The following is a 24,182-nucleotide window of genomic DNA, read 5'->3' on the forward strand; positions in this document are numbered from 1 at the left end:
CCGCCGACCTACGTCAGGGTGAACGGCGTGGCCGGGCCGGTCTTGGTGCCCAGGCGGCCCTGCAGGGCGTAGCTGCCGGCCGGCGGGGCGGTCCGCGGGGCGGTGCAGGTCGGCTCGCTGGTGCGACCGCCCCACTGCAGCGGGAAGCTCGCGGCCTCGCCCGGTGCCAGCGTGCGCGACTCCGAGCTGACCTCCGGGAAGCAGTCGTTGCTGCCCCAGACGCGGGCGCCGGCCGCGTCGAGCAGCACGATCTCCCGCAGGCCGGCATCGGTCGTCCGGGTGCAGGGCACCCCGGAGACGTTGGTGACCACCAGCGTGAAGGTGGGCTTGTCACCCACCGCGGCCTGGCCCCCGGCGGGCGCGACGTCGACGGAGACCATGTCGTCGGTGCACGGCTGTCCGGGGTCCGGCGCCGCCGCGGGGGCCTCCACGGCGGGCGGCGCCTGCTCGGGCGAGGACGCGGGTGCCGGCTCCGCGGACGGCTCGGTCACCGACGGCGTCTGCACGGCCGCCAGCGAGGGCACCACCTGCTCGAGCGCCGGGGCCGCAAGCGAGGGCTGCACCTCGGTGCTGCTGGAGGCCACCCGGGTGCCGGCCTCCGCCGACGAGCCCGCCGTACCGACCAGCCACCCGCCGCCGCCCAGCACCGAGGCGGCGATGCCCAGCACGAGGGCACGCCGACGCCAGTAGACGCCGGCGGGGAGGTCACCGACCGGGTGCAGCACGGCGTGGACGCTAGCGTCGTGGGCCGGTCACCTGCGGGAAGGCACGCCGGTGCCCGGGCACCGCACTCCCCCGGGCCCGGACGGGCGCACCTGGGAGACTGGTGACCCGTGACCGATGCTGCGCCCGGCGACCTCGTCGTCGACTGGTACGCCACCGCCGCCCGCGACCTGCCCTGGCGCCAGCCCGGCGTCGACGCCTGGGCGGTGCTGGTCAGCGAGGTCATGCTGCAGCAGACGCCCGTGGCCCGGGTCGAGCCGGTCTGGCGGCAGTGGCTGGCCCGCTGGCCCACCCCGGCGGCCCTGGCCGCCGAGCCGGCCGGTGAGGTCATCCGTGCGTGGGGCAAGCTCGGCTACCCGCGCCGGGCGCTGCGCCTGCAGGCCGCCGCCGCGATGATCGCGGCCGAGCACGACGACGTCGTGCCCTCCGACGTCGCCACCCTGGAGTCGCTGCCGGGCATCGGGACCTACACCGCCCGGGCCGTCGCCTGCTTCGGGTACGGCCAGCGCCAGCCGGTCGTGGACACCAACGTCCGGCGGGTGGTGGCCCGCCTGGTGCACGGCCGCGCCGAGGCGTTGCCCGCCCGCGCCGCCGACCTCGACGACGTCGCGGCCCTGGCGCCCGTCGACCACGACCGAGCGGTGCGCTTCTCGGTGGCGGTCATGGAGTTGGGGGCGCTGGTGTGCGTGGCCGGCACCCCGCGCTGCGGCGTGTGCCCGGCGCGCACGACGTGCGCGTGGCGGCTGGCCGGGTCCCCGCCGCACGACGGCCCCCCGAGGAAGGTGCAGAAGTTCGCCGGCACCGACCGGCAGGTGCGTGGACGACTGCTCGACGTGCTGCGTGCGGCCACCGGCCCGGTCGAGCAGCCCGAGCTGGACGCGGTGTGGGAGGACCCGGTGCAGCGGGGCCGGTGCCTGGACTCGCTGCTGGTCGACGGCCTGGTCGTGCAGACCGACGACGGCCGCTTCGCCCTCCCCGGCTGACCGGACCGCAACGGCCCCGGACACGGCGGAGGCCGCCACCCGCGGTGCGGGTGACGGCCTCCGTCGGTGCTGCTAGTGGGACTCGGCCTGGCCGTCCTCGTCGTCGGCGCCCGAGAGGGCCACCGGCGGGGTGTCGGGGACGTCGATCGGCTTGGTCTCGCCGCGGAAGGTGAACGTCGACTTCGTCGGGTCGTCGTTCTCCTCCACGTCCACCACGATGATCTGGCCGGGGGCCAGCTCGCCGAAGAGGATCTTCTCCGACAGCGTGTCCTCGATCTCGCGCTGGATGGTGCGGCGCAGCGGCCGCGCACCGAGCACGGGGTCGAACCCGCGGGACCCGAGCAGCTTCTTGGCCGCCGGGGTGACCTCGATCGCCATGTCCTTGTTCGCCAGCTGGCTCTCCACGCGGGTGAGCATCAGGTCGACGATCTGGACGATCTCGGCCTCGGCGAGCTGGTGGAACACGACGATGTCGTCGATGCGGTTGAGGAACTCCGGCCGGAAGTGCTGCTTGAGCTCCTCGTTGACCTTGAGCTTCATCCGGTCGTAGTTGCTCTGGTCGTCGTTGCCGACCTGGAAGCCCAGACCCACGGCCTTGGAGATGTCCCGGGTGCCGAGGTTGGTGGTCAGGATCAGGATCGTGTTCTTGAAGTCCACGATCCGGCCCTGGCCGTCGGTCAGACGACCGTCCTCGAGCACCTGCAGCAGCGTGTTGAAGACGTCGGCGTGGGCCTTCTCGATCTCGTCGAAGAGGACCACCGAGAACGGCTTGCGCCGCACCTTCTCGGTCAGCTGTCCACCCTCGTCGTAGCCGACGTAGCCGGGAGGGGCACCGACGAGCCGCGACACGGTGAACTTGTCGTGGTACTCGCTCATGTCGATCTGGATGAGCGCGTCGTCGTCGCCGAACAGGAAGTTCGCCAGGGTCTTGGCCAGCTCGGTCTTCCCGACGCCCGAGGGGCCGGCGAAGATGAACGACCCACCGGGACGGCGGGGGTCCTTCAGCCCGGCACGGGTGCGCCGGATGGCCTGGCTGACGCTCTTGATGGCCTCTTCCTGGCCGATGATCCGCTTGTGGAGCTCGTCCTCCATCTTGAGCAGACGGGTGGTCTCCTCCTCGGTCAGCTTGAAGACCGGGATGCCCGTCCAGTTCGCCAGGACCTCGGCGATCTGCTCGTCGTCGACCTCGGCGACGACGTCCATGTCGCCGGCCTTCCACTGCTTCTCGCGCTCGGCCTTCTCGCCCAGCAGCTGCTTCTCCTTGTCGCGGAGGTTCGCCGCCTTCTCGAAGTCCTGGGCGTCGATCGCCGACTCCTTCTCGCGCCGCACGGCGGAGATGCGGTCGTCGAACTCGCGCAGGTCCGGCGGGGCGGTCATGCGCTTGATGCGCATGCGTGCGCCGGCCTCGTCGATGAGGTCGATGGCCTTGTCGGGCAGGAACCGGTCGGAGATGTACCGGTCGGCCAGCGTCGCGGCAGCCACGAGCGCGCTGTCGGTGATGCTGATCCGGTGGTGCGCCTCGTAGCGGTCGCGCAGACCCTTGAGGATCTCGATGGTGTGCGCCAGCGTCGGCTCGGCGACCTGGATGGGCTGGAAGCGGCGCTCGAGCGCGGCGTCCTTCTCCAGGTGCTTGCGGTACTCGTCGAGCGTGGTGGCACCGATGGTCTGCAGCTCACCGCGGGCCAGCATCGGCTTGAGGATGCTGGCGGCGTCGATCGCACCCTCGGCGGCACCGGCACCGACGAGGGTGTGGATCTCGTCGATGAACAGGATGATGTCGCCGCGGGTGCGGATCTCCTTGAGGACCTTCTTCAGCCGCTCCTCGAAGTCACCGCGGTAGCGGGAACCGGCCACCAGGGCGCCGAGGTCGAGGGTGTAGAGCTGCTTGTCCTTCAGCGTCTCGGGCACCTCGCCCTTGACGATGGCCTGGGCCAGGCCCTCGACGGCGGCGGTCTTGCCGACACCGGGCTCGCCGATCAGCACCGGGTTGTTCTTGGTGCGGCGGGAGAGGACCTGCATGACCCGCTCGATCTCCTTGGCCCGCCCGATGACCGGGTCGAGCTTGGAGTCGCGCGCGGCCTGGGTGAGGTTGCGGCCGAACTGGTCGAGGACCAGCGAGGTCGACGGCGTGCCCTCGGCGGGCCCGCCGGCCGCGGCCGGCTCCTTGCCCTGGTAGCCGCTCAGCAGCTGGATGACCTGCTGGCGGACGCGGTTGAGGTCGGCACCCAGCTTCACCAGGACCTGGGCGGCGACGCCCTCGCCCTCGCGGATGAGGCCGAGCAGGATGTGCTCGGTGCCGATGTAGTTGTGGCCGAGCTGCAGCGCCTCGCGCAGCGACAGCTCCAGGACCTTCTTGGCCCGGGGGGTGAAGGGGATGTGGCCGGAGGGCGCCTGCTGGCCCTGGCCGATGATCTCCTCGACCTGCTGGCGGACGCCCTCGAGCGAGATGCCCAGGGACTCCAGCGCCTTGGCCGCGACACCCTCACCCTCGTGGATCAGACCCAGGAGGATGTGCTCGGTGCCGATGTAGTTGTGGTTGAGCATCCGGGCCTCTTCTTGCGCCAGGACGACGACCCGTCGGGCTCGGTCGGTGAACCGTTCGAACATCTGCTGCTTCCCCTCTGACCGGCTCGGACGTACGGTGCTGCTCCCCTCGCGGGGTCGTGCTGACCGACGTCGTCGGTGTCTCCCACCGATGACGGGGCACCGGTCGTTCCACTGTAGTCGCGGACGACGGACGCCGGAGCGTCGTCCACACCCGGGGGGGTGGTGTCGTCCACCCTGCTCAACCTGCGTACCGGGGCCGGTGTTCCGCCGCCGTTACGCCGACAGCGGACGACGACCCGGCCCCCCAGGGGCCGGGTCGTCGTCGGAACCGGGTGGAACGGCCCCCTCGCAGGGTCCCGGGCCGCGCGGAGCGTGGTCCGGGGGCGAGGGATCCTTCTTCAGTGGGCCGATTCGTAGGCCTCGACGACGCTGGCCGGGATGCGGCCGCGGTCGCTGACCTCGTGGCCGTTCTTGCGGGCCCAGTCGCGGATCGCACCGGCCTGCTCGCGGTCCATGCGCCCGGCACCGGAACCGCCGGTGGCCTTGCTGCGACCACCGCCGGAGGCGCGCCCGCGCCCGGCCACCTTGCGGGCGGCGCCGACGTACTTGGCGAACACCTCGCGCATCTCGCTGGCGTTCTTGTCCGAGAGGTCGATCTCGTACGTCGTGCCGTCGAGGGCGAACGTCACCGTCTCGTCGGCGGGGACGTCGTCGTCGAAGTCGTCGCTCAGGATGACCTGGACCTTGCGTGCCATTTCTTCTCCTGCGGTCGTCGGCCCCCGTGGGACCACGTGCATTCTGCCGCCGAATTGCGGCGACCGGAGCAATTGCACCACACCGCGTCGTCGAATGACGATTCTGCGAGCAGAACTGCTCGCACGGGTGACCGATACCGAATTGTTCAGGAATTGATCGGTCGCACCAGAGGGAAGAGGATCGTCTCGCGGATGCCGAGACCGGTGAGCGTCATCATCAGGCGGTCCATGCCCATTCCCACGCCACCGGTGGGCGGCATGCCGTACTCGAGCGCCTCGAGGAAGTCCTCGTCGAGCACCATCGCCTCGGGGTCGCCGGCCGCGGCCAGCAGGGCCTGCTGGGTGAACCGCTCGCGCTGCACGGTGGGGTCGACCAGCTCGGAGTAGCCGGTGCCCCGCTCGATGCCGCCGATGTAGAGGTCCCACTTCTCGGCGACGCCCTCGACGCTGCGGTGCGCCCGGGTCAGCGGGGAGGTGTCGGTCGGGTAGTCCAGCACGAACGTCGGGTCCTGCAGCGAGTGCTGCACGAGCGCCTCGAACAGCTCCTCGACCAGCTTGCCGTGGCCCCAGGCCGGGTCCACGCCCAGCTCGACGCGCTCGGCGTGCGCGCGCAGCTGCTCGACCGTGGTGGCCGGGGTGATCTCCTCGCCCAGCGCCTGCGAGGTGACCTCGTACAGCGACACCTGCGGCCACTCCCCCGAGAGGTCGACCTCGGTGCCGTCGTGGTGGCGGGCGACGTGGTCGCCGAACAGCGCCGCGCACGACTCCTGCACCAGTTCCCGGGTGGTGCGCGCCATGTCCTGGTAGTCCGCGTGGGCCTCGTAGAACTCGAGCATCGCGAACTCGGGCGAGTGCGAGGAATCGGCACCCTCGTTGCGGAAGTTGCGGTTGATCTCGAACACGCGGTCCAGCCCACCGACGATGCAGCGCTTGAGGAACAGCTCGGGCGCGATGCGCAGGAACAGGTCGAGGTCGAACGCATTCATGTGCGTGCGGAATGGCCGCGCCGTGGCGCCGCCGTGCACGACCTGGAGCATCGGGGTCTCGACCTCGAGGTAGCCGCGGGTGGTGAGCCCGGACCGCACCGCGGCGTTGACCGCGGCGCGCTGGTGCACGGTGCGGCGGGCCTCGTCGCGCACGATGAGGTCGACGTAGCGGCGGCGGACGCGCAACTCCTCGCTCATCGGCTTGTGCGCCACCGGCAGCGGGCGCAGCGCCTTGGCCGCCAGCTGCCACGAGTCGGCGAAGACCGACAGCTCACCGCGGCGCGACGTGCCCACCTCGCCGGTGACCAGCACGTGGTCGCCGAGGTCGACGTCGGCCTTCCAGGCGGCCAGCGCGTCCTCGCCCACCCGGTCGCGGGAGAGCATGACCTGCAGCTCGGTGCCGCCCTCGCGCAGCGTGGCGAAGCACAGCTTGCCGGTGTTGCGGCTGAAGATGACCCGGCCGGTGACCCCGACGGTCTCCCCCGTCAGCACGTCGGCGTCGAGGTCGGGGTGCGCCTCGCGCACGGCGGCCAACGAGGTGGTGCGCGGCACCGACACCGGGTAGGGGTCGACACCGGCCTCGCGCAGCCGGTCGAGCTTGCCGCGGCGGACCCGCAGCTGCTCGGGGAGCTCGTCGTCGGTCGGTTCGTGCGGGCCGTCGGTCACCCGGCAAGCCTACGGAGGCCTGCCGGGTCCGTGTCAGCGCGCCGCCTGGTGCCGCTCGTGCGCCAGGCGCAGGCCCTGCACCGTGAGGTCGGGGTCGCGCTCGCCGACCGACCGGCAGCTGTCCACGACCAGCGGGTGCAGCCCACCGGTGGCCACCACGACCGGACCCACCCCGAACGAGGCCATGAGCTCGGCGGCGATGCGGTCGACCAGGCCGTCGACCAACCCGGCGAAGCCCAGCACCACGCCCGACTGCAGGGCCGCGACCGTGTTCTTGCCGATGGCCTTGGCCGGCACGGTCAGCTCGACCGAGCGCAGCTGGGCCGCCCGGGCGGCCAGCGCGTCCAGGGAGACCTCGACGCCCGGGGCCAGGGCACCGCCGAGGAACTGGCCCGCCGGGCCGACGGCGTCCACGGTGGTGGAGGTGCCGAAGTCGACGACGACGACCGGCCGGCCGGTGCCGTCGGGGCGCCTGCCGTACAGCTCGTGGGCGGCCAGCGCGGTGACCACGCGGTCGGCGCCGACCTCGCGCGGGTTGTCCACGTGCAGCGGCACCCCGGTGCGCACGCCGGGGCCGATGAGGGTGACCGGCACGTCGAGGCGGTCGAGCAGCTGGCGCAGCACGGGCAGCAGCTGGGGCACCGTCGAGCAGGCGGCCACCCCGGTCACCTCGGCGTCGCGCAGCAGCCCGCGCCACAACAGGTGGACCTCGTCGACGGTGGCCCGCGGCTGGGTACGCACCCGCCAGCACCCGGCCACCCGGTCGCCGTCGAAGGTGGCCAGCACGGTGTGGCTGTTGCCGACGTCCACGGTCAGGAGCACGTCAGGCCGTCCGCAGGTCCAGCGCGAGGTCCAGGATCGGCGAGCTGTGCGTCAGGGCCCCGACCGACAGGTAGTCGACGCCGGTGGAGGCCACCTCGCGGGCCACGGCCAGGGTGAGTCCGCCGGTGGCCTCGGTCTCGGCCCGGCCGCCCACCGCGGCGACGGCCGCACGCAGGACGTCGGGGGGCATGTTGTCCAGCAGCAGGAAGTCCGCACCGGCCTCGACCGCCTCGACGGCCTGGGCCACGGTGTCCGCCTCGACCTGCACCGTCACCCGGGGCGCCCGCTCGCGGACCGCGGCGACGGCGGCGGCCACCGAGCCCGCGGCGGCGACGTGGTTGTCCTTGACCATGGCGACGTCGTACAGGCCCATCCGCTTGTTGGAGCCGCCCCCGCAGCGCACGGCGTACTTCTCCAGCGGGCGCAGCAGCGGGGTGGTCTTGCGGGTGTCGAGCACGACGGCGCCGGTGCCGGCGACCGCGTCGACCCAGGCGCGGGTCGCGGTGGCGATGCCCGAGGCGCGGCTGGCGATGTTGAGCGCCGAGCGCTCGGCGGCCAGCAGCGCCCGCACGTGGCCCGAGACGGTCAGCAGGACGTCGCCGCGGCGCACCCGGTCGCCGTCTGCCGCGCCGGCGACCAGCGTGGCCGAGGGCGAGAGCCGGGTGAACACACGTGCGGCGACCGGCAGCCCGGCCACGACGCCGTCGGCCCGGGCGACCAGGTCGGCGGTGCCGCGCTGGGTGGCCGGGACGGTGGCGGCACTGGTGACGTCGTGGGCGACGGCCTGGTCGGGGGCGTGCGGCAGCGGCGCGCCGCCGGTGAGGTCCTCGGCCAGGGTGCGCTCGACCAGGTCGGTCACCCAGGCCTCGTCGAGGCCGGTGCCGGTCAGGTCACGGGGGTCGCGGGGAGCAGTCACCAGTGCACCTCGGGTGGCGTGCCGACGGGGCGGGGGGTCAGCTGCAGCGAGCCGTTGGGCAGCAGCCGGACGTCGAGGTGCACCCGCCAGGCGTCGTCGGCCTCGGGGTGGTCCTCGCGCCAGTGGCAGCCGCGGGTCTCCTCGCGGGCGCCGGCGGCGGCGGTGAGCGCGGTGGCGACCGTGAGCAGGTCGGTGGCCTCCCAGCCGGCCACCCCCGGCTCGGCGGTGCCCAGCAGCCCGGCGACGGCGGCCAGCTCGCCGGCCGCGACGACCAACCCCGCCCCGCTGCGCAGCGCGCCCACGCGGGCGGACATCGTGGCGGTGAGCCGGCCGCGCGCCGCCGGGTCGAGCAGGCCGTCGAGGTGCGCGGCCGGCGGGGGCACCGGGCCGGGCGCGGGCAGCTCGGCGGCCAGCGAGGCGCCGATGCGGCCGGCGAACACCAGGCCCTCGAGCAGGGAGTTCGAGGCCAACCGGTTGGCGCCGTGCACGCCGGTGCAGGCGACCTCGCCGCACGCGTAGAGCCCGGGCACGGTGGTGCGCCCGGCCAGGTCGGTCACCAGCCCGCCCGAGGCGTAGTGCGCCGCCGGGGTGACCGGCACCAGGTCGGTGACCGGGTCGACGCCGGCCTCGCGGCAGCGGGCCACGATGGTCGGGAACCGCTCGGCGAGGCCCTCGACGTGCCGGGCGTCGAGGAACACGTGGTCGGTGCCGTCGCGCAGCTGCACCCGGGTGATGGCCTTGGCGACGACGTCGCGCGGGGCCAGCTCGGCCAGCGGGTGCACCCCGACCATGAACCGCTCGCCCGCGGCGTCGCGCAGCAGCGCGCCCTCGCCGCGCAGCGCCTCGGACACCAGCGGCTGCTGCCCCCGCGAGTCCGGCCCGAGGTAGAGCGCGGTGGGGTGGAACTGCACGAACTCCAGGTCGGTGGCCACCGCACCGGCCCGCAGACCGAGCGCGACGCCGTCACCGGTGGAGACCGAGGGGTTGGTGGTGGCTGCGTAGACCTGCCCCATGCCGCCGGTGGCCAGCACCACGGCCCGGGCGCGCACCGCACCCACGCCGTCCGACGTGCCCTCCCCCAGCACGTGCAGGGTGACCCCCGCGGCCCGGCCCGCGGCGTCGGTGAGCAGGTCGAGCACCATCGCGTGCTCGACCAGGGTGATGCCGGGGTCGGCGGTCACCGCGGCGTGCAGCGCCCGCTGCACCTCGGCGCCCGTGGCGTCGCCCCCGGCGTGCACGATGCGGTCGGCGTGGTGCCCGCCCTCGCGGGTGAGCAGCAGCCGGCCGTCGGCCCCGCGGTCGAAGGCAGCACCCCAGGCCATGAGCTCACGCAGCCGGTCGGGGCCCTCGGTGACCAGCGCGTGCACCGCGGCCGGCTCGCACAGCCCGACACCGGCGGTCTCGGTGTCGGCGGCGTGCGCGTCCGGGGTGTCGGTGTCGGCCAGCACCGCGGCGATGCCGCCCTGCGCCCAGCGGGTGGAGCCGTCGTCCACCTCGACCTTGGTGACGACGGCGACCGACAGCCCCGCCGCGCGGGCGTGCAGCGCGACGCACAGGCCCGCCACCCCCGACCCGACGACGCACACGTCGGCGGTCAGCTCCCACCCCGGGACCGGTGCGGCCAGCCGCAGCGGCAGGGTGGTCTGCAGAGGGGGTCCCAGCAGCGGGCCGGCCAGCGTCACGCGCGGACCGTATCCCCCCGCACCAGGTGGTTGCCGGCCACTCCCGGCGGCGGGCTCGCGGGGTCGGCACCCAGCTCGACCACGCGGTTGTCGGCGTCCACGTGCACGACCCTCGGCAGGTAGGACTTCGCCTCGGTCTCGTCCATGACGCCGTAGCTGATCAGGATGACCAGGTCGCCGGGGTGCACCAGGTGCGCCGCGGCCCCGTTGATGCCGATGACGCCCGAGCCGCGCTCGCCGGGGATCACGTAGGTCTCCAGCCGCGCGCCGTTGGTGACGTCGACGATGGCCACCTGCTCCCCGGGCAGCAGGTCGGCGGCGTCGAGGAGGTCCTCGTCGATGGTCACCGACCCGACGTAGTGCAGGTCGGCCTGGGTGACCGTCGCCCGGTGGATCTTGGACTTGAGCATCGTGCGCATCATCGGGGGTCTCCCAGCTCGACGGGGGTGTTGTCGATCAGTCGGGTGCTGCCGGCGCGGGCGGCGACCAGCAGGCGGGCGGGGCCGGTGTCGGGTGCCGGGCCCAGGTCGGGGTCGGTGAGGGCCAGGTAGTCCGGCGCCAGGGACGGCTCGGCGTCGAGCACCTGCCGGGCCGCCGCGAGGACGGCGCCGGGACCCTGCGGTCCGGCGGCGGCACCGGCGCGCAGCGCGGCGGAGATCGCCGCGGCGGCCGAGCGCTGGGCCGGTTCGAGGTAGCGGTTGCGGGAGGACAGCGCCATGCCGTCGTCCTCGCGGACCGTCGGGACGCCGACGACCTCGACGCCCAGGGCCAGCTCGCGGGTCATCGCGCGGATGAGGGTGAGCTGCTGGTAGTCCTTCTCGCCGAACACCGCGACGTCGGGGCGCACCAGGCCGAACAGCTTCGCGACCACGGTGAGCACCCCGGCGAAGTGCCCGGGGCGCACGGCGCCCTCCAGGACGTCGCCCAGCGGACCAGGGTGGACCGTCACGCCGAGCGCCCCGGCCGGGTAGACCTCGTCGACGCCGGGGTGGAGCACCACGTCGGCGCCCTCCTCGGCGAGGGCCGCGAGGTCGGCGTCCCAGGTGCGCGGGTAGCGGTCGAAGTCCTCGCCGGGGCCGAACTGGGTCGGGTTGACGAACACCGAGACGACGACGCTGCCGCCCCGCGTGCGGGCGTGCCGCACCAGGGTGCGGTGCCCCTCGTGCAGGGCGCCCATCGTGGGCACGAGCACGACCGGGCCCGGCAGCGCGGCGACCAGGGTGCGCAGCTCGGCGACGGACTCGGCGACCGCGGTCACCGGGGCACCTGGACGTCGTCGAGGAGGTCGGTGAGCGGCTGGGCCTCGTGGGCCTTGAGGCGGCCGGCGGCGCGGGCGCGCTCGGTGGTGCGGCGGGCCATCGCGACGTACCCGGCGACGGCGTCGGGGGCCCGGTCGGCCAGCGCGGCCACGTGCCCGGCCACCGTGCCGACGTCGCCGCGGCTGACCGGGCCGGTGAGGCCGGCGTCCCCGCGGCGCAGCCCGTTGTCCAGCGCGGCGGTGAGCAGCGGGCGCAGCACGCGGGCGGGCTCGTCGACCCCGGCGGCGCGCAGCAGGTCGGCCGCCTCGGCCACCAGCGTGACCAGGTGGTTCGCACCGGTGACCAGGGCGGCGTGGTAGAGCACGCGGTCGCCCTCGGCGACCCAGAACGGCTCGCCGCCCATCTCCAGCACGACCGTCTCGGCGACCGCACGGTGCTCGGGCCGGCTGGTCACGCCGAAGGGGCTGCCGGCGAGGCGGTCGACGTCCTCGGGGCCGCCGGAGAACGTCATCGCGGGGTGCAGTGCCAGGCCCAGCACGCCGGCGTCGGCGGCGGGCGCCAGCACGGCCAGGCCGTGCGCACCGGAGGTGTGGAAGGCCAGCTGGCCGCGGCGCCACCCGCCGGTCTCGGCCAGGCCGGCGACCAGGCCGGGCAGGGCGTCGTCGGGTACGGCGAGGACGACGAGGTCGGCTGCGGCCACGACCTCGTCGGTGGGCAGCAGCGGGACACCGGGCAGCAGGCGCTGCGCGCGGTCGCGGGAGGCTGCGGACAGACCGGCGGCGGCGACCACCTCGTGGCCGGCGGCGGCGAGCGCGGCGCCCAGGACGGCACCGACCCGACCGGCCCCGACCACGCCGACCCGGAGTCGGGCGGGGGCGTCGGGGGACACGTGCCCGGCGGGGATGCGCGCGGGGCGACGGAACTGCTCCATGGGGTGCACCTCTCGTTCCAGTCCCTGGCGGGTACCGGACCTCTCGGCGGCGACCGGGGCTCCTCGTCGAGACCCGGGTGGTGCTGGTCGTGCGGTCGTGCTGACGGTGGGACCCGCTGCGACCCCTGGGGTGTCACGCGGGCTCCGTGCCGGTGCGAGTCTGCTACCCGCATGCGTCCTCGGCCACGCCTGACGGGTGTGGCCTCACTCACCCGCCGGGGCGGTGGCTACGGTGCGGGCTGTGACCGACGCGACCACGGCAGCGACGCCGTCCACCCGCCCCGACCCCACCTCCTTCGCCGGCCGCACGGCCCTCGTCACCGGCGGCAGCCGGGGCATAGGCCTGGCCATCGCCCGGTCGCTGGTCGACCGCGGCGCCCGCGTGGTGCTCACCGCGCGCAAGCCCGACGCGCTCGCCGAGGCCGTCGAGTCCCTCGGCGGTCCCGAGCTGGCCGTCGCCGTCCCCGGCAACGCCGCCGACCCCGAGCACCGCGCCGAGGCCGTGCGCACCGCCGTCGACACCTTCGGCAGCCTCGACCACCTGGTCGGCAACGTGGGCATCAACCCGGTCTACGGTCCGCTGACCGAGGCCCCGCTCGACGCCTTCCGCAAGATCCTGGACACCAACGTGGTGGGCACCCTCGGGCTCGTGCAGGAGGCGCACCGGGCCTGGCTGGGCGAGCACGGCGGCTCGATCCTCATCGTGGCGTCGGTGGCCGGGATCAAGGCCAGCCAGAACATCGGCGCCTACGGCGTGAGCAAGGCCGCGCTGGTCAACCTGACCACCCAGCTGGCCGTGGAGCTCGGCCCGCAGCGCATCCGGGTCAACGCGGTCGCCCCGGCCGTGGTCAAGACCAAGTTCGCCGAGGCGCTGTTCGAGGGCCGCGAGGACGCCGTCTCCAAGCAGTACCCGGTGGGCCGTCTCGGCGTGCCCGAGGACATCGGCGAGGCCGCGGCCTACCTGCTCTCCGACGCCGCCGGCTGGGTCACCGGGCAGACGATGGTGCTCGACGGCGGCGCGCTGTCGCAGGGCCCCATCTAGCCGGAGGGCCGCCGGTCAGCTGCCGAGGACGCGGGCGAGGACGTCGTCCTCCCCGTCGTCCTCGCGGTACCGGCGCCGGCGACGGCCGCCGACGGTGCTGCCGGACTCGGCGAGGATCTCGGTCAGCCGCTGGTGGCCGGCCGTCTCGTAGACGTCGGGCTCGTGCAGCGGCTCGGCCGGGGGCGGCGGGGGCTCCTCGGGGGCGCGCCGCCGGTGCGGCCGCTCGTCGGCCGCCGGGGTGCCCCACAGCGCCGTGACCGGCGCGTGCGGCGCGGCCCCGGGCCCCGCCTGCGGCTCGGCGTGCGGTGCGGGGTCGGGCTGCGGGACGGGCGGGACGGCGACCGGCGGGACGGCGACCTGCGGCACGACGACCCGCGGCTGCTCCGCGGTCGGGACGGGCTGCTCCGCGGTCGGGACGGGCTGCTCCGCGGTCGGGACGGGCGGCACCGGGGACGGGCGCCCGGTCGGGCGCTCGTCGAGCCGCTCGGCCGGTTCCTCGACCCGGTGGGCCGGGGTGGGCACGGCCGGGCGGTCGGCGACGGGCGAGGGCCGCGCAGGCGCGGTGCGCGCGGCCTCGTCGCGAGGGAGGTCGTCCCGCAGCGCCTCGGTGCGCAGGGCCTCGGTGCGCAGGGCCTCGGTGCGTAGCGCCTCGGTGCGCAGGGGCTCGGCGGGCGGCGTCGGAGGGGCGTCCGTCCAGTCCTGCAGCGTGCCGTCGATGGCCAGCGGCACGCCCGCGCCCAGCTCGGTGCGCTCGGAGGGCATGCGGATGGACTGGGTGCGCATGACGATGCGCTCGACCAGCATCTCGCCGGAGAGCTGCTCGGTCAGCTCGGCGCGCAGCCGGCCCATGTCGGCGCGCAGCTCGCCCAGCCCGCTGAGCTGGTCGCGCAGCCCGGCCAGCGAGGCCAGGTCGGCGCGCAGCTTGTCCAGCTCGGCGCGCATGGCCTCCTGGGTCTCGCGGCGCAGCTGGTTTTCCAGCTTGAGCTCGTACTCGCGGCGGGCGGCCACCTCGCGCTCGAGCTCCAGCGCGTAGGCCTGGCGCAGCTCGTTCTCGCGGCCCTCGGCCACGGCCTGGTCGGTGCGGCGACGCCCGGCGGAGAACGCCGCGATGACGAAGGCCCAGGCGACGGCGATGACAGCCAGCCGGAGGTGGACGGCGTTCTCGGTCAGGAACACCGCCAGCGTGGCGGCGACGGCCAGCGCGAACCCGAGCGCCAGACCGGTGATGCGCACCACCGGGGAGATGCGGGAGCCGTCGTGCCGGCTACGGGTGGGCGGCGTGTCGCGCAGCTCACCAGGCACTTCGGTCACGTCGCGAGGATATCTGCCGATGACGGCCGCCCGGCGCGCCGGCCTGCGGGGTCGCTGGCAGGGTGGTGGCGGTGACCATCTCGCTGCTGGACTGGCGCCGTCGGGTGCACGCCCTCTACGCCGCGGCTCGCTCCGCCGAGGACCCGGAGGACGGGTGGCGCACCTGGCGGGCCGGCCGCGACGAGCTGTTCGCCGGCCACCCCGACTCCCCACTCGGCGACGGCGCCCGTGCGTCGTCCACCGGGCTGCCGTTCGCGCCCTACGACCCCGACCTGCGCTTCCGCGCCCGGCTGGACGACGCCCCGCCGCAGCGGCTGGAGCTGCCCACCGCCGACGACGGCGTCGTCGCCCTGGACCGCATCGGGCGGGTGACCCTCGGCGACGTCGGCCGGCTCGACGTCTGGTGGCTGGGCGGCTACGGCGGCGGGGTGTTCCTGCCGATGCGCGACGGGTCGGCCGGCCGCGGCACCTACGGCGGCGGTCGCTACCTGCTCGACACGGTGAAGGGCGCCGACCTCGGCTCCGACGGTGGCCACCTGGTGGTGGACCTCAACTTCGCCTACCACCCGAGCTGCACGTACGACCCGCGCTGGTCGTGCCCGCTGCCCCAGGAGGGCAACCGGGTCGAGACCGTCGTCGCCGCGGGCGAGCAGCTGCCCGACGGCGGCTGGTACTGACGACGACGGCCCCTCCCGACCAGGTCGGGAGGGGCCGTCGTCCGCGGGCCCGGCTGCCGTCGGGCAGTCAGGTCCGCCCGCTACTGCTGGGCCAGGGAGCCGTCGGAGCTGAAGACCAGCCCGATGGAGACGTCACCGTTGAGGATCGCCTGCTTGGTGAGCGGGCCACCGGCGTCGTACTCCTGGAACCCGGCGAACTGCAGGCCGTAGGTGTCCTCCAGACCCAGCTGGCACGCCGGGCGCTCGGGGCACTCGGTCGGGCCGCCGAGGGTCAGCGAGCCGTCGCCGCAGGCGTCGGCCAGCTCGGACAGGGTGGAGACCCCCAGGGCATCGGCGAAGGCGGTGGTGACGGCGAAGGCGTTCTGGTCCTGCGCCTCCGAGGCCTCGCCGTAGGTGACGCCGAACTGGGCGGCCAGCGGCTCGACCGCGGTCAGGGTCTCGTCGACGTCACCCGTGGCGACGAGCGTGCCGGACCCCTGCACGTTCTCGCTGATGAAGTTCGCCGAGGTGGCCAGGTACTCGGGGAAGGCCTGCAACTGGCCCTGCGCGACGGCGGGGAGGTACACCTCGCGGTTGCCGGTGGTCTGCACCGTGGCCTGGAAGCCGGCGTTGGTGAGTGCGTCGGCGTAGACGTTGGCCAGGATGGTGGACTCGCTGAAGTTGCCCGCGCCGACCACGACGGCCCCGCTGCCACCGGTGACGTCGCCGGCGATCGAGTTGTCGTCGACGTAGGCCTGGGCCACCTCGGTGGCGTCCTGGCGCTGGACGTCGACCTGGTTGTTGAGCTCGATGAGGTCCTCGGTGGTGAGCACGGCCGAGACGGCGTCGAGGGCCTGCACCGCAGCCGGGTTGGCGCTGGCGAACGCGGTGTTGAGCACCGGCACCACGTTGTCGGCGTTCTGCAGGTCCTGGTCGTCCTCGAGGACGACGAGCTGGTCGCCGGCGACCGGGGCGCAGGCGTCGCCGGAGGCGGCCTCGCCGCCGCCGGCCGTCGAGCCGCCGGTGCCGGACGAGCCGGACTCGCCGCAGGCCGCGGTGGCCAGCACCGTGGCCAGCGCAAATGTCGTGAGCAGGGGGGTGCGCAGCCGCATGGGTCCCGCCTTCTGTGTCCCGGGCCGCCCGCAGGCGACCACGCGTGTCTGGCGGGAGGTGTCCCGCAAGCGGGAATGGAACCCCGGGTGGCGCTCGCCCGCCAGCGGGCGTTGCCGCTTCGTTATGCGGTGGCGCGGGCCCGGCGCAGCCGGGGAAGCGTGCGCGGGCCCGGCGTGAGCAACCAGGACAGCAGCACGAACACGGCCTCGGTGAGGACGGCGAGCACGGCGACCACGATGGCGCCGGCGACCACCTGGCCGTAGTCCTGCTGGCCGAAACCCAGGTTGATGATTCGGCCCAGCCCGCCCCCGGCCACCAGCGCGGCCAGGGTGGCGGTGGCCACGACCTGCACCGCTGCGGTGCGCACCCCGGTCATCACCAGCGGCATGGCCAGCGGCAGCTCGGCGCGGAAGGTCACCTGCCGCCCGGTCATGCCCATCGCCCGCGCCGCCTCCACGACGTCGCGGTCGACCTGCCGGAAACCGACGTAGGTGTTGGTCAGCACGGGCGGGACGGCGAACAGCGCGAGGGCGATCGTGGTGGCCTCGGGGCCGAACCCGATGGGCGTGACCGCGAAGACGGTGAGCAGGGCCAGCGTGGGCACGGCCCGGCCGACGTTCGACAGCGCCACGGTGAACGCCCCGCCCCGCCCGGTGTGCCCGAGCCAGATGCCCAGCGGCAGGGCCACCAGCAGCGCCAGCCCGACCGCGGCCCCGGAGATCTGCAGGTGCTGCACCAGCAGCACGAGGATGCCGTTGCCCGGTCGGGTCCAGTTGAAGGGGTCGTTGAGGAACAGGACGGCGTCCCCGAGGGCGCTCATGCCGCGCTCCCGGCCGTGGCGGCCCGCCGGCCGGCCCGGCGGCGGGTCGGCATCCGGGTCCAGGGGGTGGCCACCCGGCCCAGCAGGGCGATCACCGCGTCGAGGAGCAGGGCGAGCACCACGCAGCCGACCGCGCCGGTGACGATGGGTGCCCGGTAGAAGTTGGCGTTGAAGCCGCCGACGATCAGCTGGCCGAGCCCACCCTGGCCGACGATGACGCCGACGGTGACCAGGGCGACCGTGGACACCGTGGCGATGCGGATGCCGGCGACGAACGAGGGCAGCGCCAGCGGCAGCTCGACCCGGGCCAGCAGCCGGCCCCGGCCGTAGCCCATGCCCCGGGCGGCCTCGACGACGTCGGCGGGCACCGACTGCAGCCCGGCGAGGAAGTTGCGCACGAGCACGACCAGCGAGTACAGCACCAGCCCGACCAGCACCGTGGTCTCGGACAGGCCGGTGAAGGGCGCGATGAAGGCGAACATGGCCAGCGACGGGATCGTGTAGACCAGCGTCGACAGGCCCAGCACCGGCCCGGACAGCCACCGGCTGCGCCGCGCGAGCAGCGCCAGCGGCAGGGCGATGACCGTCCCGATGAGGACGGCGAGCACCGTCAACCTGACGTGCTGGGCGGTGTAGGCCAGGATGGTGTCCCAGTTGTCGACCACGTACGACGGGTCGATCCACGGGTTGGGCGCCGCGTTCACCGCGACCGGCCGCCCGCTACCACCGACGAGGAGTCCACCCGGTGCAAGCTACTGCCGCCGAGCCGATCCGGCTCGAAGGGGTCAGCAAGGTCTACCCCGACGGCACCGTGGGGGTGGCCGAGCTCGACCTCACCTTCGCCGCCGGTGAGCTGACCGTCCTGGTCGGCCCGTCGGGCTGCGGCAAGACGACGACCATGAAGATGATCAACCGGATCATCGAGCCGAGCACCGGCCGCATCGTCATCGGCGACGACGACGTCACGCGGCTGCGGCCGCAGAAGCTGCGCCGGCGCATCGGCTACGTCATCCAGAACGTCGGGCTCTTCCCGCACCAGACCATCCGCACCAACGTCGGCACCGTGCCCCGCCTGCTCGGCTGGGACAAGCAGCGCACGGCCACCCGGGTCGAGGAGCTGCTGACCCTCGTCGGCCTCGACCCGGAGGCCTACGGCGACCGCTACCCCCACCAGCTCTCCGGCGGGCAGCGCCAGCGCGCCGGGGTCGCCCGGGCGCTGGCCGCCGACCCGCCGGTGCTGCTCATGGACGAGCCGTTCTCCGCCGTCGACCCCGTCGTGCGCGGTCGGTTGCAGGACGAGTTCCTGCGCCTGCAGGAGACCGTGCGCAAGACCATCGTGTTCGTCACGCACGACATCGAGGAGGCCGTGCGGCTCGGCGACCGCATCGCGGTGATGAGCGAGGGCGGCAAGGTCGAGCAGTTCGCCACCCCCGCCGACCTGCTCGGCGACCCGGCCAACGACTTCGTCGCCGACTTCGTGGGCGCCGACCGCGGCCTGAAGCGGCTCGCCGTCACCGACATCGCGGTCGAGGACCTGGAGAAGCCGCCGACGGTCGCCCTCGACGACGGCTTGGGCACCGCACGGGCCGTGATCGCCCGCTCGGGCGCCAGCTGGGCGGTCGTCGTCGACGCCCCCGGGGTCACCGGCGGCGCGGGCAGTGGTCGGCACCAGGGCACCGGGCTGCCGCTGGGCTGGGTGTCGGCCGAGCACGCCGCCGACGCCGCGGCCGGTGGGGCCCGGGTGGTCGGCGACGTGTGGCGGCCGATGGACGCCTGGGTGCCGCTGGGTTCGTCGCTGCGGGCCGCCTACGCCAAGCTGCTGCAGGTCGACGCCGGGTGGGTCGGGGTGATGGACGGCGACAAGCTGGCCGGCGTCCTCACCCCCGCCTCGGTGCACGCCGCGCTGCGCCGCAGCGTCGCCGGCTCCGCCCCCGAGACCGCCGGCGAGCCCTGACCTACTCCTCGGGGGTGCGGCAGGCGCCCTCGAGGAGCAGGGCCGCGACGACCAGCGCGAGCGAGCACGCGACGCCGAGCCCGGCGGCCAGGGCGTCGGACGGGGCGGCGGCGAGGCGACCGACCTGCGTGCCGGTGAACACCAGCGCGCCGCCCCACAGCCCGGCGAACCCGGCCCCGGCCCACGCCGAGGCCTGGGCGAGCACGGCCAGCCGGGCGACCAGCATGGGCTCCACCGGCTCGTCGACCCGCTGCCCCGGGGTCATCGCCACCGCCTCCCCCGAGCGGGCCGCCCGGCGTCGCTCGCGGTCGGCACCGAGCCGGGCCCGCAGGGAACGGGCGCCGAGCACCTCGGCGACGGCCAGCAGCAGCAGCGGCAGGGGCTGCCACCAGTGGAAGCCGGGCAGGCTGCCGTAGAGGGCGCGCACCACGAGCCAGCCGACCACACTCAGTCCGAGGGCCACGACCGCCAGGTCGCGGCGGGACACCGGCCTCACGCCAGCTGCTCCCACCGGCGCACGCCCTCGACGTCCTCGGCCGGCAGCGCGGCGAGCAGGTCGCGGACCGCGCCCCGGCCGGGCAGCTGCGCGGCCGGGTCGAGGGCCAGCCACGGGACGAGCACGAACGCGCGCTCGTGGGCGTGCGGGTGCGGCAGCGTCAGGTCAGGATCCGCGGACAGCACCGGGGTCCCGTCGTCCTGGGTCACGGTGACCACGTCGACGTCGAGGGTGCGGGCACCCCAGTGCACCTCACGGGTGCGGCCCGCGGCCTGCTCGAGCTCGTGGGCCAGGGCCAGCCAGCCGGCGGCGTCGCGCTCACCGCGCACGACGGCGACCGCGTTGAGGAACGGCGGCTGCTCGACCGGCCCCCACGGCGGGGTCTTGTAGAGCACGGAGCGGGCCACGAGGCCCTCGGTGGTCAGCGCCCGCAGCGCGGTGCGCAGGGTGCCGGCGCGGTCGCCCAGGTTGCCGCCCAGCGAGAGCACGGCCCGGGTCACGAGCGGCTGCGGGAGATCGTGACCGTGACGTCGTCGAAGGGGACGCCGAGGTCGGCCTCGGGCTTGTGCACGGTGATCTGCACGGCCTGCACCAGCGGGTTGGCCAGGCAGGTGTCGGCCAGCCGCTGGGCGAGGGTCTCGAGCAGGTCGACCGGCTCGCCGGTGAGCACCGCGTGCAGGCCCTGGGCCAGCTCGGCGTAGTTCACCGTCAGCGCGAGGTCGTCGGTCGCCGCGGCCGGGGCCGTGTCGACGTCGAGCACGGCGTCGACGGAGAAGCGTTGCCCCTGCTCGCGCTCGACGGCGTAGACGCCGTGGTGGGCGTGGGCGGTGATGCCGCGGACGGCGATCTGGTCAGGCACGGGTCCTCCTGGCTCGGGCGGCCTGCACGGCGGCCACGGTGGCGACGGCGTCGACCGATGCGGCGGCGTCGTGCACCCGCACCCCCCAGGCGCCGGCCTCGGCGGCCAGGACCGTGGTGGCCAGGGTCGCGGCGTCGCGCTGGTCGGCGGGGCGGGGGGCGCCGTCGGGGCCGGCGAGCAGCCGGCCGAGGAACGTCTTGCGGGAGGCCCCGACCAGCAGCGGGAGCCCGAGGGCGACCAGCCGGTCGAGCCCGGCGAGCAGGGCCCAGTTGTGGTCGGCGTTCTTGGCGAACCCCAGGCCGGGGTCGAGCACGAGCTGTGCGGGGTCGACCCCGGCGGCGACGACGTCCTCGACGCGGGCGGTGAGCTCGGCGCACACCTCGGTGACGACGTCGCCGTAGCGGGCGGCGGCGTACATCTCGCGGCTGTGGCCGCGCCAGTGCATGAGCACCCAGGGCACGCCGCGCTCGGCGACCAGCGGGGCCATGCCGGCGTCGGCGAGCCCGCCGCTGACGTCGTTGACCAGCGTCGCCCCGGCGTCCAGCGCCGCGGCCGCGACCTCGGCGCGGGTGGTGTCCACCGAGACCGCGACCCCGGCGGCGGCCAGCTCACCGATGACGGGCAGCACGCGGGCGCACTCCTGCTCGGCGGCGACCCGGTCGGCACCGGGCCGCGTGGACTCCCCCCCGACGTCGACCCAGTCGGCGCCGGCGGCGTGCATGGCCAGCCCGTGGCCCACCGCGGAGGCGGTGTCGGCGAAGCAGCCCCCGTCGGAGAACGAGTCGGGCGTGACGTTCAGGACGCCCATCACCAGGCAGCGCCCCGCCACGGTCACCGCCCGAGGACCAGGCTCAGTGCCTCGGCCCGGGTGCTGGCGCTCTCCTTGAAGATGCCGCGCACGGCCGAGGTGGTCGTGCGGGCACCGGGCTTGCGCACGCCGCGCATGGCCATGCACAGGTGCTCGGCCTCGATGACGACGATGACCCCGCGCGGGTGCAGCGAGTCGACCATCGCGTCGGCGATCTGCTTGGTCATGCGCTCCTGCACCTGCGGCCGCCGGGCGTAGACCTCGACCAGCCGGGCCAGCTTGCTCAACCCGGTCACCCGGCCGTCGGCACCCGGGATGTAGCCGATGTGCGCCACCCCGTGGAAGGGCACCAGGTGGTGCTCGCAGGTGGAGTACAGCGCGATGTCGCGCACCAGCACGAGCTCGTCGTGGTCCTCGTCGAACGTCGTCGACAGGATCTGCACGGGGTCCTGGCGCAGACCGGCGAAGACCTCCGCGTAGGCGCGGGCGACCCGGGCGGGGGTCTCCTGCAGCCCGGGCCGGTCGGGGTCCTCCCCCACCGCGATGAGCAGTTCCCGGACCGCCGCCTCCGCCCGGGCGTGGTCCACGCCGTCCTGGTCGTGCGGCACCGGTCGGGGGTCCACGGTGGGGTCGATCACCGCGACTGCGGGGCGCCGGCGTCGCCGACCGGCAGCGGCTTCTCGACGTCGTAGCCGGGGTCGCCCGACACCCCGCGCGCCTGCTCGGCCGGGGTGAGCACCGGCGGCCGGTCGCTGGGGGTGCGCTTGCCGAAGCCGTTGTACGGCGCGAGGGCCGGCCGCTTCACGACGCCGGCGCAGATGCGCGCCATGTCCTCCTTGGACAGCGTCTCCTTCTCGATCAGCTCGAGCACGAGCTGGTCCAGGACGCCGCGGTGCTCGACCAGGATCTCCCAGGCCTCGTCGTGCGCGGCCTCGATCAGCGCCCGCACCTCACCGTCGATGTCGGCGGCCACGGCGTCGGAGTAGCCCGGGCGCGAGCCCATGTCGCGACCCATGAAGGGCTCGGCGTCGGAGCTGCCGTACTTGACCGCGCCGAGCTTGGCGCTCATGCCGTACTCGGTGACCATCGCCTTGGCGGTGCTCGTGGCCTTCTCGATGTCGTTGCCGGCGCCGGTGGTGGGCTCGTGGAAGACGAGCTCCTCGGCCGCACGGCCACCCAGCATGTAGGCCAGGGTGTCGATCATCTCCGAGCGCGTCTGGGTGTACTTGTCCTCGGTCGGGAGCACCAGGGTGTGCCCCAGCGACCGCCCGCGCGGCAGGATGGTCACCTTGTGCACCGGGTCCAGGTTGGGCAGTGCGTGCGCCACCAGGGCGTGTCCGCCCTCGTGGTAGGCGGTGACCTTCTTCTCCTTCTCGCTCATCGCCCGGGTCTTGCGCTCGGGGCCGGCCAGCACGCGGTCGATGGCCTCCTCGAGCGAGGCGTCGGTGATGACGCTGCCGCCGTGGCGGGCGGTGAGCAGGGCGGCCTCGTTGAGCACGTTGGCGAGGTCGGCGCCGGTGAAGCCGGGCGTGCGCCGGGCGAGGGTCTCGAGGTCGACGTCGTCGGCCAGCGGCTTGCCGGTGGCGTGCACCTTGAGGACGGCGACGCGGCCGAGCAGGTCGGGGCGGTCGACGGCGATCTGGCGGTCGAAGCGGCCCGGGCGCAGCAGCGCGGGGTCGAGGATGTCGGGCCGGTTGGTGGCCGCGATCATGATGACGCCGCCCTTGACGTCGAAGCCGTCCATCTCGACCAGCATCTGGTTGAGGGTCTGCTCGCGCTCGTCGTGCCCGCCACCCATGCCGGCGCCGCGGTGCCGGCCGACGGCGTCGATCTCGTCGATGAAGATGATCGCCGGGGCGTTGGTCTTGGCCTGCTCGAACAGGTCGCGCACGCGGCTGGCGCCGACGCCGACGAACATCTCGACGAAGTCCGAGCCGGAGATCGAGTAGAACGGCACGCCGGCCTCACCGGCCACGGCGCGGGCGAGCAGGGTCTTGCCGGTGCCGGGCGGGCCGAACAGCAGCACGCCCTTGGGGATCTTGGCGCCGATGGCCTGGTACTTGACCGGGTTCTGCAAGAAGTCCTTGATCTCGTGCAGTTCCTCGATCGCCTCGTCGGCGCCGGCGACGTCGGCGAACGTGGTCTTCGGGGTGTCCTTGCTGACCGCCTTGGCCTTGCTCTTGCCGAAGGCCATCACGCCGCGGCCGCCGCCCTGCATGGAGCTGAACAGCCAGAACAGCAGGCCCAGGATGATCAGGAACGGCAGGAAGCTGATCAGGATCGACGTCAGCACGTTGTCCTGGCTGACGTTGGTGTCGAAGTCGACCGCGCTGTCGGAGCTGCCCCCGTCGCCCGCGTCGGCCCCGCTGACCAGGTCGTACACCGCGGTGTCGGCCCCGGTCGGGTAGAAGGCCGTGATCTTCTGCTCGCCGTCGACCGCGTTCTTCAGGTCGATGTCGAGGGTCTGCTCACGGTCGTTGATGGTGACGCGGTCGACGTTGTCGTCGGCGAACTGGGCCAGCGCCGTGGAGGTCGAGACCTCCCTGTACTCGCTGCCCCCGCTGAAGGACTGCACGCCGATGGCCACGACCAGCACCACGAGGACGACCCAGAACCAGACCGACCGGAAGATCTTCTTGCGCTCCATGTACCGATGCCGGGCGGACGGGCGAACCCGTCGGTGCCCGCCGTCCCTCCTGCTCGTCCGGGGACGCCGCGCGACCCGAGGTGTCCTGCGTCGCGAGCGGCGACGTCGTCGGCCCCGAAGGTACACCGGCGTCCCTGTGCATCACCCGTGGTGACGTGCTGGAACGGCCCCGTCGTAGGGGCCCGCGGTGCGCGAAGCGCGCCGTG

Annotated in this window: 24 protein-coding genes; 4 read left to right on the plus strand and 20 right to left on the minus strand. The window is 74.3% G+C overall.

Annotation, left to right across the window (positions count from 1 at the left end; genetic code table 11):
* Positions 1-8: 8 nt before the first annotated feature.
* Positions 9-725: a DUF4232 domain-containing protein gene (locus tag BLP29_RS02740; RefSeq protein WP_092799532.1), complete on the minus strand. Its 717-nt coding sequence runs from the start codon at positions 723-725 to the stop codon at positions 9-11.
* 108 nt (positions 726-833) lie between these two features.
* On the opposite strand from BLP29_RS02740, the gene BLP29_RS02745 reads away from it, so the two are divergent.
* Positions 834-1,706: an HhH-GPD family protein gene (locus BLP29_RS02745; protein WP_092799534.1), complete on the plus strand. Its 873-nt coding sequence runs from the start codon at positions 834-836 to the stop codon at positions 1,704-1,706.
* Between the two features lie 72 nt (positions 1,707-1,778).
* Here the strand turns inward: BLP29_RS02745 and BLP29_RS02750 are convergent, their stop codons facing one another.
* The 9 genes from BLP29_RS02750 to BLP29_RS02790 form a co-directional block, all read right to left on the minus strand.
* Positions 1,779-4,313 carry an ATP-dependent Clp protease ATP-binding subunit gene (locus BLP29_RS02750; protein WP_092799536.1) on the minus strand — a complete coding sequence of 845 codons (2,535 nt, stop codon included), beginning with the start codon at positions 4,311-4,313 and terminating at the stop codon, positions 1,779-1,781.
* Positions 4,314-4,651: 338 nt separating this feature from the next.
* Positions 4,652-5,008, minus strand: coding sequence for a histone-like nucleoid-structuring protein Lsr2 (locus BLP29_RS02755; RefSeq protein ID WP_092799538.1), 357 nt, complete (start codon positions 5,006-5,008; stop codon positions 4,652-4,654).
* 146 nt (positions 5,009-5,154) lie between these two features.
* Complete coding sequence (lysS, locus tag BLP29_RS02760; protein WP_092799540.1) at positions 5,155-6,660, minus strand: lysine--tRNA ligase; 1,506 nt, start codon at positions 6,658-6,660, stop codon at positions 5,155-5,157.
* A 33-nt stretch (positions 6,661-6,693) separates the two neighbouring features.
* Complete coding sequence (locus BLP29_RS02765; RefSeq protein WP_092799542.1) at positions 6,694-7,482, minus strand: type III pantothenate kinase; 789 nt, start codon at positions 7,480-7,482, stop codon at positions 6,694-6,696.
* Position 7,483: 1 nt separating this feature from the next.
* Positions 7,484-8,398: a carboxylating nicotinate-nucleotide diphosphorylase gene (gene nadC / locus BLP29_RS02770; RefSeq protein ID WP_207798271.1), complete on the minus strand. Its 915-nt coding sequence runs from the start codon at positions 8,396-8,398 to the stop codon at positions 7,484-7,486.
* A complete protein-coding gene (locus BLP29_RS02775) occupies positions 8,395-10,080 on the minus strand; it encodes an L-aspartate oxidase (RefSeq protein ID WP_243469643.1) in 1,686 nt (561 codons plus the stop codon). The genes nadC and BLP29_RS02775 overlap by 4 nt, the downstream gene beginning before the upstream one ends.
* On the minus strand, positions 10,077-10,502 hold the full coding sequence (gene panD / locus BLP29_RS02780; RefSeq protein WP_092799544.1) for an aspartate 1-decarboxylase: 426 nt from the start codon (positions 10,500-10,502) through the stop codon (positions 10,077-10,079). Before panD ends, BLP29_RS02775 begins: the two co-directional genes overlap by 4 nt.
* The gene (gene panC / locus BLP29_RS02785; RefSeq protein WP_092799546.1) at positions 10,499-11,338 is read right to left on the minus strand and encodes a pantoate--beta-alanine ligase; all 840 of its coding nucleotides are present in this window, start codon (positions 11,336-11,338) and stop codon (positions 10,499-10,501) included. The genes panD and panC overlap by 4 nt, the downstream gene beginning before the upstream one ends.
* On the minus strand, positions 11,335-12,270 hold the full coding sequence (locus BLP29_RS02790) for a Rossmann-like and DUF2520 domain-containing protein (protein ID WP_092799548.1): 936 nt from the start codon (positions 12,268-12,270) through the stop codon (positions 11,335-11,337). The genes panC and BLP29_RS02790 overlap by 4 nt, the downstream gene beginning before the upstream one ends.
* Before the next feature lie 241 nt (positions 12,271-12,511).
* On the opposite strand from BLP29_RS02790, the gene BLP29_RS02795 reads away from it, so the two are divergent.
* Positions 12,512-13,312 (plus strand): SDR family oxidoreductase, encoded by an 801-nt coding sequence (locus tag BLP29_RS02795; protein WP_092799550.1) that lies wholly within the window; start codon positions 12,512-12,514, stop codon positions 13,310-13,312.
* A gap of 15 nt (positions 13,313-13,327) precedes the next feature.
* Here the strand turns inward: BLP29_RS02795 and BLP29_RS02800 are convergent, their stop codons facing one another.
* On the minus strand, positions 13,328-14,623 hold the full coding sequence (locus BLP29_RS02800; RefSeq protein WP_133378977.1) for a DUF6779 domain-containing protein: 1,296 nt from the start codon (positions 14,621-14,623) through the stop codon (positions 13,328-13,330).
* 71 nt (positions 14,624-14,694) lie between these two features.
* Here BLP29_RS02800 and BLP29_RS02805 point away from each other — a divergent pair, with 71 nt between their 5' ends.
* Complete coding sequence (locus BLP29_RS02805) at positions 14,695-15,300, plus strand: DUF1684 domain-containing protein (protein ID WP_092799554.1); 606 nt, start codon at positions 14,695-14,697, stop codon at positions 15,298-15,300.
* Positions 15,301-15,380: 80 nt separating this feature from the next.
* Here BLP29_RS02805 and BLP29_RS02810 read toward each other — a convergent pair whose 3' ends face one another.
* The 3 genes from BLP29_RS02810 to BLP29_RS02820 all read right to left on the minus strand — a co-directional run bounded on the left by BLP29_RS02810 (position 15,381) and on the right by BLP29_RS02820 (position 17,916).
* Positions 15,381-16,391, minus strand: a complete 1,011-nt coding sequence (locus BLP29_RS02810; protein WP_092799556.1) for a glycine betaine ABC transporter substrate-binding protein — start codon at positions 16,389-16,391, stop codon at positions 15,381-15,383.
* A gap of 122 nt (positions 16,392-16,513) precedes the next feature.
* Positions 16,514-17,212, minus strand: coding sequence for an ABC transporter permease (locus BLP29_RS02815; protein WP_092799558.1), 699 nt, complete (start codon positions 17,210-17,212; stop codon positions 16,514-16,516).
* On the minus strand, positions 17,209-17,916 hold the full coding sequence (locus BLP29_RS02820; RefSeq protein ID WP_092799560.1) for an ABC transporter permease: 708 nt from the start codon (positions 17,914-17,916) through the stop codon (positions 17,209-17,211). Before BLP29_RS02820 ends, BLP29_RS02815 begins: the two co-directional genes overlap by 4 nt.
* Positions 17,917-17,957: 41 nt before the next feature.
* Between BLP29_RS02820 and BLP29_RS02825 the strand changes: the two genes are divergently transcribed.
* Entirely contained in the window at positions 17,958-19,166 is a 1,209-nt protein-coding gene (locus BLP29_RS02825; RefSeq protein ID WP_207798272.1) for an ABC transporter ATP-binding protein, read from the plus strand.
* 1 nt (position 19,167) lies between these two features.
* On the opposite strand, the gene BLP29_RS02830 is transcribed toward BLP29_RS02825, so the two are convergent.
* The 6 genes from BLP29_RS02830 to ftsH are packed head-to-tail and all read right to left on the minus strand — an operon-like array spanning position 19,168 to position 23,976.
* On the minus strand, positions 19,168-19,662 hold the full coding sequence (locus BLP29_RS02830) for a DUF3180 domain-containing protein (RefSeq protein ID WP_092799562.1): 495 nt from the start codon (positions 19,660-19,662) through the stop codon (positions 19,168-19,170).
* On the minus strand, positions 19,659-20,162 hold the full coding sequence (gene folK, locus BLP29_RS02835) for a 2-amino-4-hydroxy-6-hydroxymethyldihydropteridine diphosphokinase (protein WP_092799564.1): 504 nt from the start codon (positions 20,160-20,162) through the stop codon (positions 19,659-19,661). Before folK ends, BLP29_RS02830 begins: the two co-directional genes overlap by 4 nt.
* Positions 20,159-20,521 (minus strand): dihydroneopterin aldolase, encoded by a 363-nt coding sequence (gene folB, locus BLP29_RS02840; protein WP_092799566.1) that lies wholly within the window; start codon positions 20,519-20,521, stop codon positions 20,159-20,161. Before folB ends, folK begins: the two co-directional genes overlap by 4 nt.
* Entirely contained in the window at positions 20,514-21,356 is an 843-nt protein-coding gene (folP, locus tag BLP29_RS02845; protein WP_243469644.1) for a dihydropteroate synthase, read from the minus strand. Before folP ends, folB begins: the two co-directional genes overlap by 8 nt.
* Positions 21,353-21,967: a GTP cyclohydrolase I FolE gene (gene folE / locus BLP29_RS02850; protein ID WP_481268980.1), complete on the minus strand. Its 615-nt coding sequence runs from the start codon at positions 21,965-21,967 to the stop codon at positions 21,353-21,355. Before folE ends, folP begins: the two co-directional genes overlap by 4 nt.
* The gene (gene ftsH, locus BLP29_RS02855) at positions 21,964-23,976 is read right to left on the minus strand and encodes an ATP-dependent zinc metalloprotease FtsH (protein ID WP_092799568.1); all 2,013 of its coding nucleotides are present in this window, start codon (positions 23,974-23,976) and stop codon (positions 21,964-21,966) included. Before ftsH ends, folE begins: the two co-directional genes overlap by 4 nt.
* Positions 23,977-24,182 lie beyond the last annotated feature (206 nt).

The organism is Klenkia marina (genome assembly GCF_900101025.1).
Classification (GTDB): Bacteria; Actinomycetota; Actinomycetes; order Mycobacteriales; family Geodermatophilaceae; genus Klenkia; species Klenkia marina.